Annotated in this window: 23 protein-coding genes and 1 other annotated feature; of the genes, 12 read left to right on the plus strand and 11 right to left on the minus strand. The window is 48.6% G+C overall.

The features are described 5' to 3' along the window. Positions 1 to 32: 32 nt before the first annotated feature. The 6 genes from KNO85_RS02365 to KNO85_RS02390 all read right to left on the minus strand — a co-directional run bounded on the left by KNO85_RS02365 (position 33) and on the right by KNO85_RS02390 (position 2756). Entirely contained in the window at positions 33 to 356 is a 324-nt protein-coding gene (locus tag KNO85_RS02365) for a hypothetical protein (protein WP_214786612.1), read from the minus strand. Between the two features lie 194 nt (positions 357 to 550). Beyond that, on the minus strand, positions 551 to 1150 hold the full coding sequence (locus tag KNO85_RS02370) for a short chain dehydrogenase (RefSeq protein WP_214786614.1): 600 nt from the start codon (positions 1148 to 1150) through the stop codon (positions 551 to 553). Between the two features lie 68 nt (positions 1151 to 1218). Continuing rightward, positions 1219 to 1578: a nuclear transport factor 2 family protein gene (locus KNO85_RS02375; protein WP_214786616.1), complete on the minus strand. Its 360-nt coding sequence runs from the start codon at positions 1576 to 1578 to the stop codon at positions 1219 to 1221. Further along, positions 1575 to 1907: a DMT family transporter gene (locus tag KNO85_RS02380; protein ID WP_214782007.1), complete on the minus strand. Its 333-nt coding sequence runs from the start codon at positions 1905 to 1907 to the stop codon at positions 1575 to 1577. The genes KNO85_RS02375 and KNO85_RS02380 overlap by 4 nt, the downstream gene beginning before the upstream one ends. Positions 1908 to 1918: 11 nt before the next feature. Beyond that, positions 1919 to 2227 (minus strand): DMT family transporter, encoded by a 309-nt coding sequence (locus KNO85_RS02385; protein WP_074036309.1) that lies wholly within the window; start codon positions 2225 to 2227, stop codon positions 1919 to 1921. A 1-nt stretch (position 2228) separates the two neighbouring features. Next, positions 2229 to 2756, minus strand: coding sequence for a TetR/AcrR family transcriptional regulator (locus KNO85_RS02390; protein ID WP_214786618.1), 528 nt, complete (start codon positions 2754 to 2756; stop codon positions 2229 to 2231). A 116-nt stretch (positions 2757 to 2872) separates the two neighbouring features. Here KNO85_RS02390 and KNO85_RS02395 point away from each other — a divergent pair, with 116 nt between their 5' ends. The 11 genes from KNO85_RS02395 (at position 2873) to KNO85_RS02445 (ending at position 11796) form a co-directional block, all read left to right on the plus strand. Then, complete coding sequence (locus tag KNO85_RS02395) at positions 2873 to 3439, plus strand: zinc dependent phospholipase C family protein (RefSeq protein ID WP_214786620.1); 567 nt, start codon at positions 2873 to 2875, stop codon at positions 3437 to 3439. Next, the gene (locus KNO85_RS02400; protein ID WP_214786622.1) at positions 3436 to 3723 is read left to right on the plus strand and encodes a hypothetical protein; all 288 of its coding nucleotides are present in this window, start codon (positions 3436 to 3438) and stop codon (positions 3721 to 3723) included. The genes KNO85_RS02395 and KNO85_RS02400 overlap by 4 nt, the downstream gene beginning before the upstream one ends. 5 nt (positions 3724 to 3728) lie before the next feature. After that, the gene (locus KNO85_RS02405) at positions 3729 to 4022 is read left to right on the plus strand and encodes a hypothetical protein (RefSeq protein ID WP_260569826.1); all 294 of its coding nucleotides are present in this window, start codon (positions 3729 to 3731) and stop codon (positions 4020 to 4022) included. After that, complete coding sequence (locus tag KNO85_RS02410) at positions 4015 to 4353, plus strand: hypothetical protein (RefSeq protein WP_214786624.1); 339 nt, start codon at positions 4015 to 4017, stop codon at positions 4351 to 4353. Before KNO85_RS02405 ends, KNO85_RS02410 begins: the two co-directional genes overlap by 8 nt. A gap of 160 nt (positions 4354 to 4513) precedes the next feature. Beyond that, positions 4514 to 5686, plus strand: a complete 1173-nt coding sequence (tnpB, locus tag KNO85_RS02415) for an IS200/IS605 family element RNA-guided endonuclease TnpB (RefSeq protein ID WP_214786626.1) — start codon at positions 4514 to 4516, stop codon at positions 5684 to 5686. 264 nt (positions 5687 to 5950) lie between these two features. Continuing rightward, positions 5951 to 6961 carry a siderophore ABC transporter substrate-binding protein gene (locus tag KNO85_RS02420; protein ID WP_214786628.1) on the plus strand — a complete coding sequence of 337 codons (1011 nt, stop codon included), beginning with the start codon at positions 5951 to 5953 and terminating at the stop codon, positions 6959 to 6961. A gap of 9 nt (positions 6962 to 6970) precedes the next feature. Further along, entirely contained in the window at positions 6971 to 7975 is a 1005-nt protein-coding gene (locus KNO85_RS02425) for an ABC transporter permease (protein WP_214786630.1), read from the plus strand. Further along, complete coding sequence (locus KNO85_RS02430) at positions 7972 to 9030, plus strand: iron chelate uptake ABC transporter family permease subunit (protein WP_214786632.1); 1059 nt, start codon at positions 7972 to 7974, stop codon at positions 9028 to 9030. The genes KNO85_RS02425 and KNO85_RS02430 overlap by 4 nt, the downstream gene beginning before the upstream one ends. After that, entirely contained in the window at positions 9027 to 9779 is a 753-nt protein-coding gene (locus KNO85_RS02435) for an iron ABC transporter ATP-binding protein (protein WP_012727166.1), read from the plus strand. The genes KNO85_RS02430 and KNO85_RS02435 overlap by 4 nt, the downstream gene beginning before the upstream one ends. Before the next feature lie 17 nt (positions 9780 to 9796). Beyond that, entirely contained in the window at positions 9797 to 10492 is a 696-nt protein-coding gene (locus tag KNO85_RS02440) for a ferredoxin--NADP reductase (protein ID WP_214786633.1), read from the plus strand. Between the two features lie 83 nt (positions 10493 to 10575). Beyond that, the gene (locus KNO85_RS02445) at positions 10576 to 11796 is read left to right on the plus strand and encodes a hypothetical protein (RefSeq protein WP_214786635.1); all 1221 of its coding nucleotides are present in this window, start codon (positions 10576 to 10578) and stop codon (positions 11794 to 11796) included. 3 nt (positions 11797 to 11799) lie between these two features. Here KNO85_RS02445 and KNO85_RS02450 read toward each other — a convergent pair whose 3' ends face one another. From KNO85_RS02450 to KNO85_RS02470, 5 genes are all read right to left on the minus strand, one after another. Continuing rightward, positions 11800 to 12375 carry an anthranilate synthase component II gene (locus KNO85_RS02450; RefSeq protein ID WP_214786637.1) on the minus strand — a complete coding sequence of 192 codons (576 nt, stop codon included), beginning with the start codon at positions 12373 to 12375 and terminating at the stop codon, positions 11800 to 11802. Continuing rightward, on the minus strand, positions 12372 to 13703 hold the full coding sequence (trpE, locus tag KNO85_RS02455) for an anthranilate synthase component I (protein WP_214786639.1): 1332 nt from the start codon (positions 13701 to 13703) through the stop codon (positions 12372 to 12374). The genes KNO85_RS02450 and trpE overlap by 4 nt, the downstream gene beginning before the upstream one ends. A 55-nt stretch (positions 13704 to 13758) precedes the next feature. Continuing rightward, positions 13759 to 13990, minus strand: a binding site (T-box leader). A 49-nt stretch (positions 13991 to 14039) separates the two neighbouring features. Further along, positions 14040 to 14306, minus strand: a complete 267-nt coding sequence (locus KNO85_RS02460) for a hypothetical protein (protein WP_214744233.1) — start codon at positions 14304 to 14306, stop codon at positions 14040 to 14042. A 35-nt stretch (positions 14307 to 14341) separates the two neighbouring features. Next, positions 14342 to 14626: a hypothetical protein gene (locus KNO85_RS02465; RefSeq protein WP_214786641.1), complete on the minus strand. Its 285-nt coding sequence runs from the start codon at positions 14624 to 14626 to the stop codon at positions 14342 to 14344. A gap of 15 nt (positions 14627 to 14641) precedes the next feature. Next, a complete protein-coding gene (locus tag KNO85_RS02470; RefSeq protein ID WP_214786643.1) occupies positions 14642 to 16795 on the minus strand; it encodes a C40 family peptidase in 2154 nt (717 codons plus the stop codon). Between the two features lie 266 nt (positions 16796 to 17061). On the opposite strand from KNO85_RS02470, the gene KNO85_RS02475 reads away from it, so the two are divergent. Next, positions 17062 to 17436 carry a nuclear transport factor 2 family protein gene (locus tag KNO85_RS02475; RefSeq protein WP_251130566.1) on the plus strand — a complete coding sequence of 125 codons (375 nt, stop codon included), beginning with the start codon at positions 17062 to 17064 and terminating at the stop codon, positions 17434 to 17436. Positions 17437 to 17474 lie beyond the last annotated feature (38 nt).

Here is a 17474-nt window from a genome sequence, read left to right on the forward strand (position 1 = left end):
GTATCCAGCGCGGATGCTCCCTTTGTCGTTCTTCAAGAAATACCGAATAGCTGAGTCAATTGTCTCCATTGGGCTGGGTAGGCATTACTGCCGCTATGTTCGTGAATCAGTTTTCCGTTGGCGTATACGCTGAGATTCCACTGTGTGCCATCTACAGTGGTGACGCCTTCGGGTTCTTCAAACATGACTGGCCAGCGATTCGTTCCGAATGATTCAAACGTCATACGGATTTGTTCTGCTTCTTCGCCTTCGAAATACTTCAGCCCAAATTCTTCGGATATCGAAAGATTAGATTGTTCGATGTGACGAAGGACGGTGCCCTTCTCAAAAAAGGTGAGGGTACTGATGTCAAACACACCAAAGCCACCGACACGGAAGACGGACGTATGGTGGAGGAATGTCGAAAAGATCGCGCAGTGTTTTGTGATTCATGAACATTCAACCTTTCTCGGTTATAGGATGTCCCGAGTATAGCGGAGTTCTTATGAGTAAGTAGACAAAATAAAGTTCGAGGTACGAAAAAAGCACCTCGCTAAGAGATGCTTTGCTGTTAATACACTTCGTACGTTTGTCCGGTTTGTGCGCCTTCGACGCTCTTCACGTAGGCGAGGGCGACCCGCTCACCTGGTACCGCCTCGTAACCACGGAAATAAGGTCCATATGAATCGAGGGCTTCGACGAGGACGTTTGGACTGACGTTGTTGATACGGATGCCCCGTGGCATCTCAATCGCCGCGCCGGTCACGAATCCTTTGATGGCACCGTTCGCGAGTGCCGCCGATGCACCTTCTTTGATGGGATCGTCCATCAAGATTCCGCTCGTCAGTGTGAAACTGCCGCCATCGTTCACATGATCGAGCCCGAGAAGGACGAGGTTGACCTGCCCTTTGATCTTGCTATCGATACTCTTCTGATTATCTGCAGGCGTCATCTCGGAAAGTGGGCCGAAATGTGTGCTGCCCGCTGTACTGATGACCGCGTCAACTTGGCCAACCGTCTCATACATCTGGCGGATGCTGTCTTCAGAAGTGAGGTCCACTTGAACGTCCGCCCCGTTACGTCCAGCCCGGATGATCGTATGTGTTTTCTCCAACTCTTTCGCGACGGCCTGACCGACCGTACCGCTTGCCCCAACGAGTAGAATGTTCATTCTGTATTTCCCCTTTCATCACGCATGATTTCCTTTTCAGCGTAGCGGAAGGTGAGGATGTTCGGCAATCAAGTTGCCTCCGGCGGGACGACCGTGCCTTGGTGGAATCGCATCTTCCAACGTCCATCCACGGATACCCAAATCGAGCTACGGCGTGTTTCGCGCTTCAATACTGGTTGAACGAGACGATACGTCACCAAGACGAGACCTTCCGTTAACGAATGCAACGTGAATTCGGATAACACGGCCTCGATCGGGTCGAGCTGGAGTGTCGATTGATTCCAGTCTTGATACAGGATCCGTCCCGAGCTACCAATTTCAAAGAAGTCGTCGGTCAACAGTTCACGCAATCGCTCCGTCGACTGTCTGACTTCCGTCGTGAGTAACGCTTCTTCCAGTGTTTGAAGATGATCTGTCAACTCGTTCATGTCACGACTTCCTCTCTTCGTTGATTCATCACGATGACACCGAGGACGATCAATAAGAGACCGATGCCGTTCAATGCGGAGAGGACTTCTCCATACACGAATACCCCGATGAGACCCGTCGCTACCGTTCCGAGTCCGGCCCAGATGCTATAGGCGATACTGAGCGGAATCGTCTTCAAGACGATTCCCATAAGGGTGAACGAGGCAGCAAAACTGACTAACAGAATGGCGCTTGGAACCAGATTCGTAAACCCGTCCGATAGCTTCAACATCGATGTTCCGAGCACCTCAAATCCGATTGAAAAGAATAATAAGAGATATGCTTTCATTCCGATTCACCTCACACTTTCATCAAGACGAGCCCGATGATGACGAGCCCGATTCCAGCAATTTTTTGACGACTGATTTGTTCACGGAAGACGACGAACCCAATCACCGCCGTGAGTGCCGTCCCGACCCCACTCCAAAACGCATAGGCGAAACTGAGCGGGATGGTGAAGAGAGCGAGCGACAACAAATAAAACGCCGTCCCGTAGCCAAACGCGACCCCGAGAATCGGAAGCCGGCTCGTCGAGGTGGCGTTCACTTTCAACATGCTCGACCCGAACAGTTCCGAGGCGATGGCCCCGATCAAATAGATGAATCCCATGTTAGGAACCTCCTTGAATCAACTCATCACATGCCTCTCGGATGAGGTTCGCTGCGCGATCTTTGAACGATTCGCTATATCCGTACAAAACGGCAAACCAGAACCCATCGCAAAGAAGTCTTAGTTTTAAAATCGCATCTTGATCTGGTCCGTCGACTGCAAATTTTTCATTCCAATCAGTCGAGACCTTACTCCAAATCGATTCGCTCGCCGCATCCTCTTGGGACGAGATGAAGACGGCGATGAGGTCCGTGTCCCCATGGTCGACATCATCTAATGTGGCGAGGGCGTAGGCACGTGTGAACGGATACGGACCATCCGACAGATGTTCTTTGATTCGGGTTTCGAACGTCTCAATTGCGAGTTCATTCATCTGACGCAACAAGTTGGCCTTACTGTCAAAATGATAGAGGACACCGGCTTTTGTGATGCCCGCTTTCGTCGCCAATCGCTCGAGCGACAACTGACTAATGCCGTCCTCTCGAATCATTTGAGCGGCCGTCTGTAACAATAATTGCTTTTTACTCATCTATTCGCACCTCACTTTTACTTTACTGACCGTTTAGTAAAGTTATCCTATCAAATATTGACTCAGGTTGTCTAGCGAAATGACTAGTGGAATAATGTGGGAAAGGGGGTGCTGATATGGGCTCACATTTGATGCATCTCGTGATCGCGAATGAGATGGCAGAAGAGTTACCAGAACTCGATGAGGTAGCATTCATTCTAGGAAGTCTCGCACCGGACGCGACGACCGAAAAAGGAGATTCACATTACTATGCGGGGCGTCACGACGATTTATCACGCCGTCTCGATCTCAATCAATATTGGCGTGATAGTGAAGGAGAAGACATCTCATTTCGACTCGGCTACTATGCCCACCTTGTCGCGGATGAGATCTGGTTGCAAGGGTTCTATAAAGGTTGGTTGAAGGAAGTCATCACCCAGCATCCAGAGAAACAGGCTGCCTATTATGCGGACTTTGATGCGTATAACGCACGCCTGTCAAAACGACTCGGGAAGTTTGATTTCGAACGATTGAAAAGGAAGCCGACTTTCGATGAACTGATCGAAAAAGTCGAGCGGGACGCAGCGATGACAGAAGAAGGGACGTATACGATGTTTTTACCGCACCAGTTTGATGGCTATGTCGATACGTGTGTCCGGCGCTGCTTGGAGATGGTCAAACGGAAGCGGGCGATGCTCGTATGAAGAGGCGATACGCACCGCTATACGCGACGCTCGGACTATTGATTTTGACGATCATCACCTTCTTCACCCTGAACGGACGGGTATTTCCGAACCTCGAGTTGATGATGGTCATCTGGGTATATGTTGCGATTGATGTCTTGTTGTTCGTCACGTTGATTTGGGGATTGTTCTTGAAAGATCAATTCGTCAAAATATACACGATTCTTGCGAACATCGGATTGATCATTCCGTTATCGATTTGGATTTATCTGTTGCTACTGGCGAACGGGATCTCGGAGGCGTGAGTGAAGTGACCAACCCTAAAACAACTCCATTTCTGATGCGCCGTGTGCCGTTTTTTATCCTGTATGCTCTTTGCGGTCCGCTTGCGCTTCTCATCTTGATTATTTACTGGCAAGACACACCAACTGACAATCGTGGACCATATTTGTTTTTCTCGGTCGTGTTCTCGCTGTTTTTCATTACAAAAATCATACCGGACGGGTTGTTGAATATCGTAATCTTCTCAGCGACGTATACGTTCGTCTTATTTGTCACATACGTCATGCTCAATCAAAAACGAAATCGTCATGAAAATGAGTAACTTTGAAAGTGGATTTGCTACATTCTTCGCGACAATCGGATTTGATGATCCCATTATCGATTGGAACTTTCCTGTTGCTGTTGGCGAACGGGATTTTGGAGGCATGAATGGAATGACTGAAAACGAGAAAAAATTACCTTTTGTGGCTCAATCAGTCCCATTTCTGATTGGTTGTCTGATTTTTGGACCAATTGGATTGGTGATTCTGCTGTTCATGTGGAGACGCTTGGAACGAGATGAACGAATCAACTATTTGATCGTCTCTATCTTTTTCACGTTACTTGAGGCTCTCGATTATTTTACGGATGGCATCATCTATTACTTCGTTTGAGAAAGTGGACCCCCACTTTCTTTTTTTGTGCGCGCATGCTCTATCTAAATCAAGCGAGAGTACTCCCACTTCTATACATTAAGGACCGGGCTTTCGTGAAAGTGGAAGACGAATCGTCAGCCTCTCTTTCAGGTATGATTCCTTCAAGGAGGTGAACATCATGTTGAAGCACAAAGCTTACAAGTTCCGGATCTATCCGACGAATGAACAGGAAATTCTGATCGCCAAGACGATCGGCTGTTCGAGGTTCGTCTTCAACTACTTCCTGGCGAAATGGGATGAAACTTACAAGGAAACTGGGAAGGGATTATCATATGGCTCTTGTTCGAAAGAAATTCCCTTGTTGAAACAGGAGTTCGAGTGGTTGAAAGAGGTTGACAGCCATTCTCTTCAATCGAGCGTGAAGCATCTGGTCGATGCCTATGACCGCTTCTTCAAAAAGCAAAATGATCGGCCACGCTTCAAGTCGAAGCGAAACCCTGTGCAATCCTACAAGACAAACATCCAAGGCAAGTCCCAGCTCCCCGAGGTCTCAATCGTCGGGAACAAGCTCAAACTCCCCAAGCTGAAATGGGTGCGGTTCGCCAATTCGAGACAGGTCGAGGGACGCATCCTAAACGCCACGATCCGACGCACGGCTTCGGGCAAATACTTCGTCTCCCTTCTCGTAGAGGGGGAAATCAGTGAACTGCCGAAGACCGGCTCATCGGTCGGCGTCGACGTCGGGCTGAAGAACTTTGCCGTCCTATCAAACGGAACCGTATACCAAAACGACCGTTACTTCCATACGCTCGAGAAGAAGCTGGCGCGAGAGCAGCGCAAGTTGTCCCGTCGTCAGCGCATCGCCCTGAACAAGAAGGTGAGACTCTCCGAGGCGAAGAACTATCAGAAGCAGAAGCGGAAGGTCGCACGCATCCACGAGAAGATCGCCAACAGACGCACTGACTTCCTGCACAAGGTGTCGACCGAGATCGTCAAAAACCACGACGTCATCGGCATCGAGACCCTGCAGGTGAAGGACATGCGGAAGGACCGAAAGTTGAGCAAGTCGATCTCCGAGGTCAGCTGGGCGGCGTTCTTTCGCATGCTCGAGTATAAGGCCGACTGGTACGGGAAGACCGTCGTGAAGGTCGGGAAGACCTTCGCCTCGAGCCAATTGTGTTCGAGTTGCGGCCATCGACACCAAGACGTGAAGCATCTCGCATTGCGTGAATGGACATGCCCGAACTGTGGGGTCCACCACGACCGTGATGTGAACGCAGGACAGAACCTCAAACAAGAAGCCGAGCGCCTGTTGGCTTCTTCAACCGTCGGGACGACGGGGCTAGCCTGATCAGGTTCCGACTGTCAGGTCGGATAACTCAGGAATCCTCCGCCTCTAAGCGAAGCGTAGGTGGGGGAGTTCAAAGAAAGAAAAATTTTCCTATCCGAATCTTGTCAATTTGGCGTTGCGCATCCTTTTTTTGTTTGATATGCTACTTGATGAAAACGAAAATGATAATCATTATCACTGAGAATGAGTGCGAATAGAAAGATATACATAACCAAAGTAGCTCGTTTTTGGTGCGAGGATCATTGAAATTTACATACAGAGGAGATGGATGAAGTGGGGAAATTTAAACTTTCACTCATGTTGACGTTGCTCGTCTTCGTACTCGCGGCATGTGGTGGCACGAGCGAGACGAAGCAAGAAGAGAACGTCGACGGCGCAACAAAAACAGAGACGGTCGAGATTACAGACGCACACGGCACAATCGAGGTACCGGTCAATCCGGAGAAGGTCGTCGCCCTTGATAACCGGACGTTCGAAACATTAGCAGCATGGGATATTGACTTGGTGGCGGCACCAATTGGACTCCTTCCGGCTGAGTCACCATATGCAGCAGACAAGGATATCGCAGACGTTGGCATGCACTTTGAGCCGAACTTAGAGGCGATTGCGGGAGTGGACCCGGACGTCGTCATCGTCGGTCAACGTTTCGCGGATTACTACGAGGACATCAAAAAATTAGTACCAGAGGCAGCGGTCATCGATTTGAACATCGAGATCCCAGAAGATTCAGGTACACCGGGTGAGATTTTAGTCAAAGGATTGACAGACACGACGCTCACGCTCGGGAAAATCTTTGACAAAAACACAGAAGCCGAAACAAGCGTAGCGGACCTCGATAAGTCGATCGAAGACGCGAAAGCAGCATATAACGGAGAAGATACAATCATGTCAGTCATCGTATCGGGCGGGGACATCGGATTCTCAGCACCAGTGACGGGACGTGTGTTCGGACCGATGTACGACATCTTCGGATGGGTACCAGCACTTGAAGTCGAGAAGAAGACAGGTGACCACGAAGGGGATGAAGTATCGGTCGAAGCGATTGCGGAAAGCAATCCGGACTGGTTGTTCGTTTTAGACCGCGACGCACCACTTGGTGATGCAGAAGGCGCCGTACCAGCCGAAGACGTGATCGATAACGCTCCGGCCCTTCAAAAAACAACAGCTGTGACTGAAGATCAAATCGTTTACGCGCCGAAAGATACGTACTTGAACGAATCGATTCAAACGTACTCTGAATTCTTCAACAGTGTCACGGAAGCGCTCACGAAGTAAGGTTCTATTATGCAAAAACCGTTGACAGCTAGGGTTGAGACGACGTCTCAGCCCTCCTTTTCTAAATTGTGGACGAAGTCGTTCGTTGTCACTGTCATCATCGTCCTCGGTTTGGCGGTGCTGTCACTCTTTACCGGAGTATATGACTTATCACGGACTGACGGCTTCGATATGTTTTGGATCACCCGCGTCCCACGTACGGTCGCGCTCATGCTGACGGGCGCGGCGATGGCGATGGCGGGTCTCGTCATGCAGCTCATCACCCAAAATCGGCTCGTCGAACCGACGACGACCGGGACGCTCGAATGGGCAGGACTCGGCTTACTTACCGTGTACTTGCTCGTTCCAGCACCGAGCCTCATGATGCGGATGACCGGGGCCATCGTCTTTTCGTTCATCGGAACGATGGTCTTCTTCTGGTTCTTACGTTCGGTCAAACTTCGCTCCTCGCTCATCGTGCCGATTATCGGGCTCATGTTAGGTGCGGTCATCTCCGCCATCTCGACGTTCCTCGGCCTGTTCTTCCGCGCAAGCCAAGCAATCGAGGGCTGGTTCGTCGGATCATTCGCGTCGGTGCAGATCGGGCGCTATGAATATTTATGGGTCATCATCGTCGTGACGATACTCATCTTTCTACTGGCGAACCGCTTGACGCTCGCCGGGCTCGGAGAAGACATTGCGACGAGTCTTGGCGTGAATTACAACCAATTGATGATGATTGCGACCGGGCTCATCGCCTTATCGGTCGGCGTAGTGGCGACGGTCATCGGGAATTTACCGTTCCTCGGCCTCATCGTCCCGAACCTCGTCTCGATGTTCCGGGGGGATGATTTACGCAGCAATCTACCGTGGGTCTGTCTTGTCGGGATGGGTGCGATTCTCGTGAGTGACTTGATCTCGCGGACGATCATCATGCCGTTCGAACTCCCGGTCTCCCTTATTCTCGGGACGGTCGGTGCGTTCGTCTTTATCATGATTTTATTGCGGCAACGGAAAAAGGGAGGGGTTCGATGAGTACGGTCATTGAACGAGATGGCGTTGAAGTGAAAGTCGGGGAATTGAGGGAAGAGCGTCATGCCTTGGCGTTTCAATCAAAACGGGCTTCACGGCGCTACTGGCTCTTTTTAAGTGCGTTTATTCTCGGAGGACTCTTGTGCGCACTCGGTCTTCTTCTTTACAACAATCCGGTCTCGATCGACTCTCCGTCATTCGTCCCGGTCGTCGAGCGCCGCATCATCGCCATCGTGACGATGTTGATTGCGGCATTGTGCCAAAGTCTCGCGACGGTCGCCTTCCATTCGGTGACGAACAACCGCATCATCACGCCGTCGTTACTCGGGTTCGATGCGCTCTACTCGACGATTCAGACGAGCATGGTGTTTTTCTTCGGGGCGGGGGCGTTAATCGGATTCTCGGGGACGACCGCCTTCTTGACGCAAGTCGGGCTCATGGTGACGATGAGTCTTCTCTTATATGGATGGCTCTTATCGGGGAAATACGCCAACCTTCAGCTCATGTTGCTCGTTGGGATCATCATCGGGACGGGACTGAACTCGGTGTCGTCGTTCATGCGCCGCATGCTCGCACCGTCCGAGTTCGATATCCTGCAGGCACGACTGTTCGGTTCGGTGACGAATGCCGACGTAGCATACTTCCCGATCGTCATCCCAATTGTCATCATTGCCGGGACACTCTTGTTCCTGTTCTCAAATCGCTTGAACATTGTCGCACTCGGTAAGGACGTCGCGACGACGTTTGGGGTGAATCATCGGAGAAGCGTCATCTATACGCTCGTCCTGATTTCACTCCTCATGTCGGTCTCGACAGCGCTCATCGGGCCGCTCACGTTCTTCGGCTTTTTGGTGGCGACACTCAGTTATCAGGTCGCTTCGACATATGACCATAAGTACGTCTTCCCGATGGCGTTCGCGTTAGGATTCTTCGTCCTGACGAGCGCGTATTTCTTCATGTATCACATATTCCAGACGCCAAGTGTCGTCTCCGTCATCATCGAACTATTCGGCGGACTCATCTTCTTGGCCGTCATTTTACGAAAGAGGTCGCTATGATTCAAATCGAACAAGTCAAAAAATCGTATACAGACGACGTCCACATCGGACCGCTCACACTCGACATCCCAAAAGCCGGGTTCACTTCACTCATCGGGCCGAACGGGGCAGGGAAGTCGACGACGCTCATGATGATTGGACGGTTGCTCAACTTAGACGAGGGGCAGATTCAAGTCGCTGGGATGGACGTATCGAGCACGAAGTCGAAGGACTTGGCGAAAATTATCACGATTCTTCGTCAGGAGAACCATTTCGTGACGCGCCTCACAGTCCGACAACTCGCGGGCTTCGGTCGTTTCCCGTACTCGAAAGGGCGGCTCACGAAAGAAGATGAGGCCATCATCTCCAAATATATCGACTTCCTCGACTTAACAGCGCTCGAGAATCGTTATCTCGATGAACTCTCAGGGGGACAAAGACAGCGGGCGTATGTGGCGATGGTGCTCTGTCAGGAAACGGAATACGTCCTTCTCGACGAGCCGCTGAATAACCTAGATATCGCTCGTTCGGTCCAGATGATGGAATACTTACGTCACGTCGCCGACGAGTTCGGGCGGACAATCGTCACGGTGCTTCACGATATCAACTTCGCGGCGAAGTATTCGGACCGCATCTGTGCCATGAAAGATGGACAGATTGCCGCATTCGGGACGGTCGATGAGATTATGGACGCAAAGATTTTATCGGATATTTTTGAGACGAAACTCGAAATCATCGAAGGGCCTTATGGGCCGATTGCGGTGTATTAACGAAAGGGAGAATTCACATGAAAATTGATTGGACACCCATTACAAAAGTCGTAAACGAAGCACCCGATACATACACGTTCCATCTCGCGTTACCACCTGAGTTCACGTGGCAAGAAGGGGCGCACACGCATCTCGCGCTTGAAGGGTTCAATGCGGGAGACAAGCCAGACCGGAGCCTCGTCCGCCACATGTCGATCTCCACATTGCCGCACGAAGGGGCAATCGGGATCACGACCCGCATCAAGTCAGACTGTTCACCATTCAAATCGATTCTTCGCGATATGGTTCCGGGAGACAAGGTCGCCTTGTTCAAGACACATTCGAACGTCCCGCTCGAGCGGAGCGGGAAAAACATCTACCTGTTATCAGCAGGTGTCGGTCTCGCAACGTTCCGTCCGATTGTCCTCGACTATTTGGCGAACGGGGAAGGCGTGCCGCATCTCCATTCGTTGAACGTCGATTCGTCGAAGGCGTATCTGTTCGGTGACGTCTTTGAATCGAACGAGCACTTCACTTCAGAGTTCGTGCCGAGTCGGAAAGACTACTATGAACGAATTGAAGCGTTGGCTGCCGATCAAGACGGGTTATTCTATATCGTCGGGAGTGACGAACTGTTGCGCGAGACGATCCGTGTGCTCCGGACGAACGGGGTGGCCTGTGACAATATCAAGATCGACAAGCATGATTTTCAACGTGAGGACTTTTTAAAATAACGTTTGGACCGAGGAATCTGTCCTCGGTTTTTTTTACGTTTACCTTTATACTTTAATCAAGTGATTATAGAGGAGGACTTAAAGTGGAAATGATATATATAGTGCTTGTTGTCCTGTTGATAACTGTTACTGGACTTGTATGGATGAATAAACGTAAGTATTCCGAAGTAAGTGTAGCGACTTCACTTATGGAAGTGGAGCAAAATGAAAATGACCAGATGATGCATTTAATACAAGATGAAGATTCTGCCTATGTGATACCGGTTGAAATTAAGAATATTGAAGCGCTAGAAACAGTTGAATTAGGTTCAGATTGGACAAACTTATTAAGAGAAATCATCAAGTCGGCTGGAGTATCAGCTGCAGTTCAAATGATCAATCGAAAACAAGCATTTGAATTAGTGTTTTCACCGGAAACCGAGGCTGCTATAAAAAAGGGGATATACGAAATCAGTAAATCTACAGACGAGGGATTATATCGTGCTTTTGTGAAAAATGGTAGAACAATTAAGGAACATGCAAATCTTAAGAAAATTAACCCTTTGCAAATGCGAATGTTATTACTTAGTGTAGCAACGACTGTAGTTGCACAAGAGCACCTAAAAGAAATTAAAAAATCTTTAGACAAAATCCAAACAACGTTAAATAATCTTGTCGCTATGAAGTTGAATGATTACCATGGACAAGTGAAGAGCTCATTTAATTACCTTGATCGTGTTCATATTTTTATCAAGGAAGAATCGATCGAACACAAAGTAGTGCAACAGCTAGAGTATAATTACAAAGTCGATATCGATTCGCTTTATGCACTTTTAAAAGATATCGAGATTCCCATAAACAAGTTGAAAGAACTTAATAAACGTACATTTGTATTCCAAGAAGCGGACAAATTGAATGCTTTAAAAAGTGTGATAACGGAATTCCAGGAATACGAGGAATTGATTTACATGTTTCTTTTAAACACACAAGGTACAATACACGTTATGCGCATGTTAGGTGATCCAGAGAATACTATCGTACAGGCAACGGATCACTTAAATAAAATGAGCCAAGAATTTGAAATGAAGAGAACGGACTTTCATTTGACACTTGAAAATTATGAAAAAGAGTTCAAAGTACGCTTTGCTCTAGAAAAGCGGGAACGACATCAAATCCAACTCATTTCAAACGAACGAATTCAAGCAAATCAATTATCGATGTCTCGTTCGATTGATGTAAATTTCAATCCAGAAATAGAACAACAAAAGATTTTTATTGTTGCTGACGGAGATGATATGGAAGTGATGGCATTGGCGAATAGCTGACACTCAAACCGGGGAAACGTTCCCCGGTTTTTTCGTGCACAACTGGACGAACCGTTCAAAGATGCCACGGCCGTCCGGTGTCCCAATCGACTCGGGATGGAACTGGACGCCATATGTCGGATGGGTCGGGTGTTCGAGTGCCATAATGACACCATCTGTCGTCTCCGCCGTGACGATCAGGTCCGTCTCTTGTACGACGAGCGAGTGATAGCGCATGACGTCCATCGACAACCCTTCGAATAAGATGCCCGGTGACGTATTGATTCGGGACACTTTCCCATGCATGACCTCGTTCGCTCGACCAACGACACCACCGAACGCCTCGGCGATGACCTGATGCCCGAGACAGACACCGAGAATCGGGACGTATCCCGACAATTGTCGGACGACCGCAAGCGAAACACCGGCATCTTTTGGACCACCGGGACCCGGGGAAAGGATGATCCCACTCGGATTCATGCGACGGATTTCTTCTATAGTATGTTCATCATTGCGAATGACACAGACGTCACTGAATCGGGCGACGTCCTGATAGACGTTATACGTGAATGAATCGTAGTTGTCGATGAGGAGAATCATGCGAACACCTCCAAAAGGGATTTGGCTTTATGCAACGTTTCTTCATATTCTGATACGGGGTCCGAGTCATAGACGATGCCGGCACCTGCTTGGACGTGGGCCGTGTCACCTTGAATGACCATCGTCCGGATGGCGAGAGCAAAATCGAATCCACCACGGACGTCGAGATAACCGATCGCCCCGGCGTACACTTCACGCTTCACTGTCTCTAGTTCATCAATGAGCTGCATCGCCCGAATCTTTGGGGCACCCGAGACGGTACCAGCGGGAAGACAGGCACGGAGCGCATCGATCGGCGTGACGTCGTCACGTAGCTCACCTTCGACTTCTGAGACGAGGTGCATCACATTTTTAAACCGTTCGAGTTCGATGTGTTTCGGAATGGTGACCGTACCGACTTTGGCGACACGACCGATATCGTTTCGTCCGAGATCGAGAAGCATCCGGTGCTCAGCCAGTTCCTTCTCATCCTGGAGAAGTGACTCCGCGTGACGCATGTCTTCCTCGGCCGTCTTCCCACGTGGGCGTGTCCCGGCAATCGGGTTCGTCGTCACCGTTCCATTTTCGACCCGGACGAGACTTTCGGGTGAGGCACCGAGGACGATCGCTTCCCCGAGGTCAATGTAGAACAAGTATGGGCTTGGGTTTTGTTTTCGGAGTGTCCGGTAAAAGTGGAACGGGTCTCCGGTGAATGTAGCATCGATTCGCTGCGACAACACGAGTTGGAACACCTCGCCCGCGAGGATGGCCTCTTTCGCTTGGAGCACGCGGTCGATGAATTCATCTTTTGTCGTCAAGATGTGTTCGCTCGTACGAACGACCGGTTCAAGGGCATGCGTCTCCGGTGTCTCCAGTTGCCCACGGATGGATTCGAGTCGCATCGTAGCATCCGTCTCACTCGTATCGATCAAGATGACTTGCTCTTCGAGGTGGTCGTATAAGACGATTGTCTCATAGCGTTGGAAGAGGGCGTCGGGTAAGTCGCGCGTCTCGGTCGGTGTGTTCGGAATCGGTTCATATACCCGAAGCAAATCGTACCCGATATAGCCGACGGCGCCCCCGATGAACGGATATGGTGCCTCGATGTCTTCACGCGTGATGCGTTCGGATAGGGCATGGAGCGGGTCGTCCGCATAGATGGTGCCGGTTGAATCGGTCACATCGTTCCCGTCGACCCGAATCGTCTCGACCGGGTTCGCCGCGATGATCGAGTAGCGCCCGTGCTTCCCTTCCGCCCGACTCTCGAGTAATACCTTTCGTTCACCTTGCAGACGGTGAAAGATTGCCACCGGTGTCAATTCGTCGCCATTGATGATCAGTTGTTGCATCGAAATCTCCTCCTTAAACTAAAAAAATCTCCCCGCCCCACATGCCCAATCGGACATGAAGGACGAGGAGATTCCCCGTGTTGCCACCTTCGTTGAAAGACGCCTTGTCTTCCCACTCATCGCGAACCATCATTCGCTGTCCCCGATAACGGGAGGACCCGTCAGAGCCTACATGTCGGTCTGAACGCTCAAAAGCCCATTCACGCAAGGCACGACACCGGTTCGCATCGACCACCGGCTTTCTGGAGACATCCCTTCGCGCTACTCTTCTTTCTCATCGCGAGTTCGTATGAATGTTATCGTTACTTTAACGGGATGAAGCTATATTGTCAAGCGTCATTTCGTCGAAGGTTGATCGATTTGACGTTTTCCGATAAAGGTAAACGTAATACCTAATGCTATGAGTGGAAGTAGCCACCACTTTGTAAAAAAGAAGAGAGTGCCACGATACATGAACCATTCCAATCCTAAATATGCCAAGAGCGTGATCAATGGTGTGATAGACAAACGCCTCAGGCGCAGTCCGATGGCGACCCCTAGTCCAATCGTAAAAGTCGGAACTATCACGAGTTGCCATAAGAACGGGTCGATATAGTGAAACATAGAGAGTCCTCCTATTAACGATTAGACATGACACATCAGGCAGATTTCGATGTTTTCAACAATCCGACGAATATGAACGAACACAAGAGTGAAATCAGCGGGAAGATAACATTCCACGAACTGAGATGACTGACATCAAATAGACTGTGGTCATAATAGACAGCAAAGTACGTCAATTCGATCATAGCGTTAAATAAGAACGTCACCAGCGGACCAAACCAGACCCGTGTCGTGAGCATAGCTGTCAAGACACCACCACCGATCGTGAGAAACGGAACAATGACGAGTTGCCATAAGAACGGATCGATATATTCAAACATCGTGTATGAACCTCATCAAAGCGATTTATAGCCGAGGAAATATGGACGCCATTGTGGATCGTGAATCGAGTTGATTTGAAGCGTTTCACCACCGGCATGGATGAAGAACTCATTGCTGAGCATGATTCCGATGTGTGATGGACCATTCCGATATGTACCCGCAAAGAAAATCATATCCCCACGTCGGCCACTGTTAAGGCTCATACGCTTGTTTTTGAAGTGGCTTCCGTACCAGTAACCAGAAACGTTTGAACGACCACCGATTTTACCAGCTTGGTTTGACGCGTAGTGAATTAATCCGGAACAATCAAACCCTCCATTTCGAGGCGATTGTGAGCCCCATGTATACGGGGTTCCCAAATAGTTGACTGCAGAGGCGATGAATCGTTCTTTCTTTGAATTACTCCGTTTTTTGACAAGTGAATCCTGTTTGACGCGAATCTGTGACGTCTTCACATATACCGGACGCCAGTTGTATTGTACTAAATACGAGTCACCGTTCTTACTACGAGGATAGACACGTCGATTGGCATCTAAATAACCAATTGGTTTTTTGTCATACGGATTGGCATAAAACGCGGTACGTTTTGTGGTTCCATAGTAACGAGCCGGATTGACCCATTTTGGAGTGACCGCTTTTGGCTTCGTTTTCGAGATGTAAGGGTTTGTGACGTATACGCGTTTACCGGATGATAGACGAGCATACCAAAAATCATCATCGATCGAGCGGATTCCAATCAGTTTTGTTCCACGTTTAAGTGTTCCTGCAGGTCGTGTATAGGCAACATCCGTATTGAAATAAGGAGTCCCGTTGAATTGGACATAGAAAACAGTTCCTGCTTTTGGTTTTGCGACCGGTTTATTAAGTGTCAAATAGTTCGTTGCGATATATCGATAACTGTTATTGACGCGAATTCGTGTATAGTAGCCGGTCGTACCGAACGTTTCAACGATTTGCCCACGCTTCAGGCGAGCGACACGTTTAGATGTAGATGGTGCAGAATAAATACTGACTTGGTCATAACGAATATATCGTTTCCCCGTGGAGTCGTATAACGGCGGTTTCTTCGTTCCCATCATTTTCGTTGGCACAAAGTAATATTTTCCTTTTACCTGAACGCGAGTATAGGCGCCAGATGTTCCGTAAATTGTAACTTTTTGTCCACGTTTGAAGACTAACGATGTTTTTGATGATGATTTTGCGCTTGAATAAAGTGGTGTATTCTTTAGTACATAGCGTTTTCCGGTTGATAAGTACGGAGGACGCTTCGTTCCGAGTTTGCTGGATTCGACGAAGTAAAATTGTCCGTTGACAAGTACACGTGTGAAGCTTCCATCCGTACCGTAGACAGCTATTTTTTTCGCCCGTTTGAGTGTACCGACAGTTTCTTTTTTATCGAGATCACGATAAATAGGAAGGTCAGCTTGTGCGTAAAGGGATCCAGTTTTACTATACGTTGGCATTTTATCAATCAAATCAGCCTGCTTCACAAATACGAAGCCATTGTTCGTTAAAACACGAGCATACCCTTGTTCGATCCCATAAACCGTGACTAGCTCACCACGAGAAAGTGTGCCGAGTATGGTTTGGCCGAGGTCTTGATAATACGATGTGGAAGTAAGGACATATTGTTGTCCGGTTTGAACAGGAGTCTCACTCACATTCTGTAGGGAGATAAAGACAAATCGTTCATCTAATTTAATCCGAAGGTAACCTTCGAGTTCACCATAGCCCTGAACAGATTGTCCCAAGGTAAGGGAACCGGTCACTTGTTTTCCGGGTAAAAGGTAAACGTCACTGTTTGACTTTAAATAGTATGTTGTCGGAGTGACGAGGGTATCCGAAAGGGCAGAACGATCAACCCATGTCCCATCAATCGTTTGAACACGTGGCTGTGTCCCGACATCAAACACTTGGATGATTGAATGGAACGGCAATGAAGTGACTTGTTTGTCATCATCATCTGTTGTTGTCGTTTCACGTATGACATACATGCTCTTTGCAGTTCGAACATTATCATGTCGAACAAATCCTTCTACGTCTCCGATTTGAACAAATACATGTGTCTTTGAAGTAGATTGGACGTGCGCAATGACATCACGTTGCGTCTCTTGGAGGACGACTGTTTCCTGAATATCTTCGTAAATCGCTGTTCCAGATAAAATCATAACTCTGGATTCCTCTGCAGAGACAGGGGAGAGGGCAAACGATACGATAAAAAGTATTAGACTAAACATGCGTTTCACGGTGTACACCTCGTTCATATAGTAATCTTCAGAATGATAATTCCATTTTTTAGTATACAGCGTTCCGTTTTACATATGCTGCAACTTTTCATCATAAGGGGAATAGGTTTAACGATATGTGCGAGACCGGGGTTATTCGGGTTGCATGAAAGATGTGATATGATAATCGAGGAAAGGAAGTGACAACTATGGAGACACTCAACATGAAACAACTTTCTGATGAACGCTCGGCTTTTCAAGTAAGTGGAGATATTGAAGGAATTGAGTCATTGATGCATCACTCATTCCGCTATGTCGATTCAAGTGGACGTCAGTTCGACAAAGAAACATTTTTGGATCAATATGTTGATCCGACCACGATTCAATGGATCGCACAAGACACCATCACATTTGAGGAAACGATTAAAGGGGATTTGGCAGTCGTCCAACTCTTGCTTGAGGAACGTTTCATTCTGGGTACAAATGCATATGAAGGTCGCTTTTGGGCGCTTCATCTATATGTAAAAGAGAATGATACGTGGTTTTGGCAAGGCGGACAGGCCACGATGATTAATGAGGGTTAAGTATTCAGTCAAATAGAATAATGAAAATATCTAATTCG

Origin of the sequence: Exiguobacterium sp. s124 (genome assembly GCF_018617485.1) — a bacterium.
Lineage (GTDB): Bacteria > Bacillota > Bacilli > Exiguobacteriales > Exiguobacteriaceae > Exiguobacterium > Exiguobacterium aestuarii.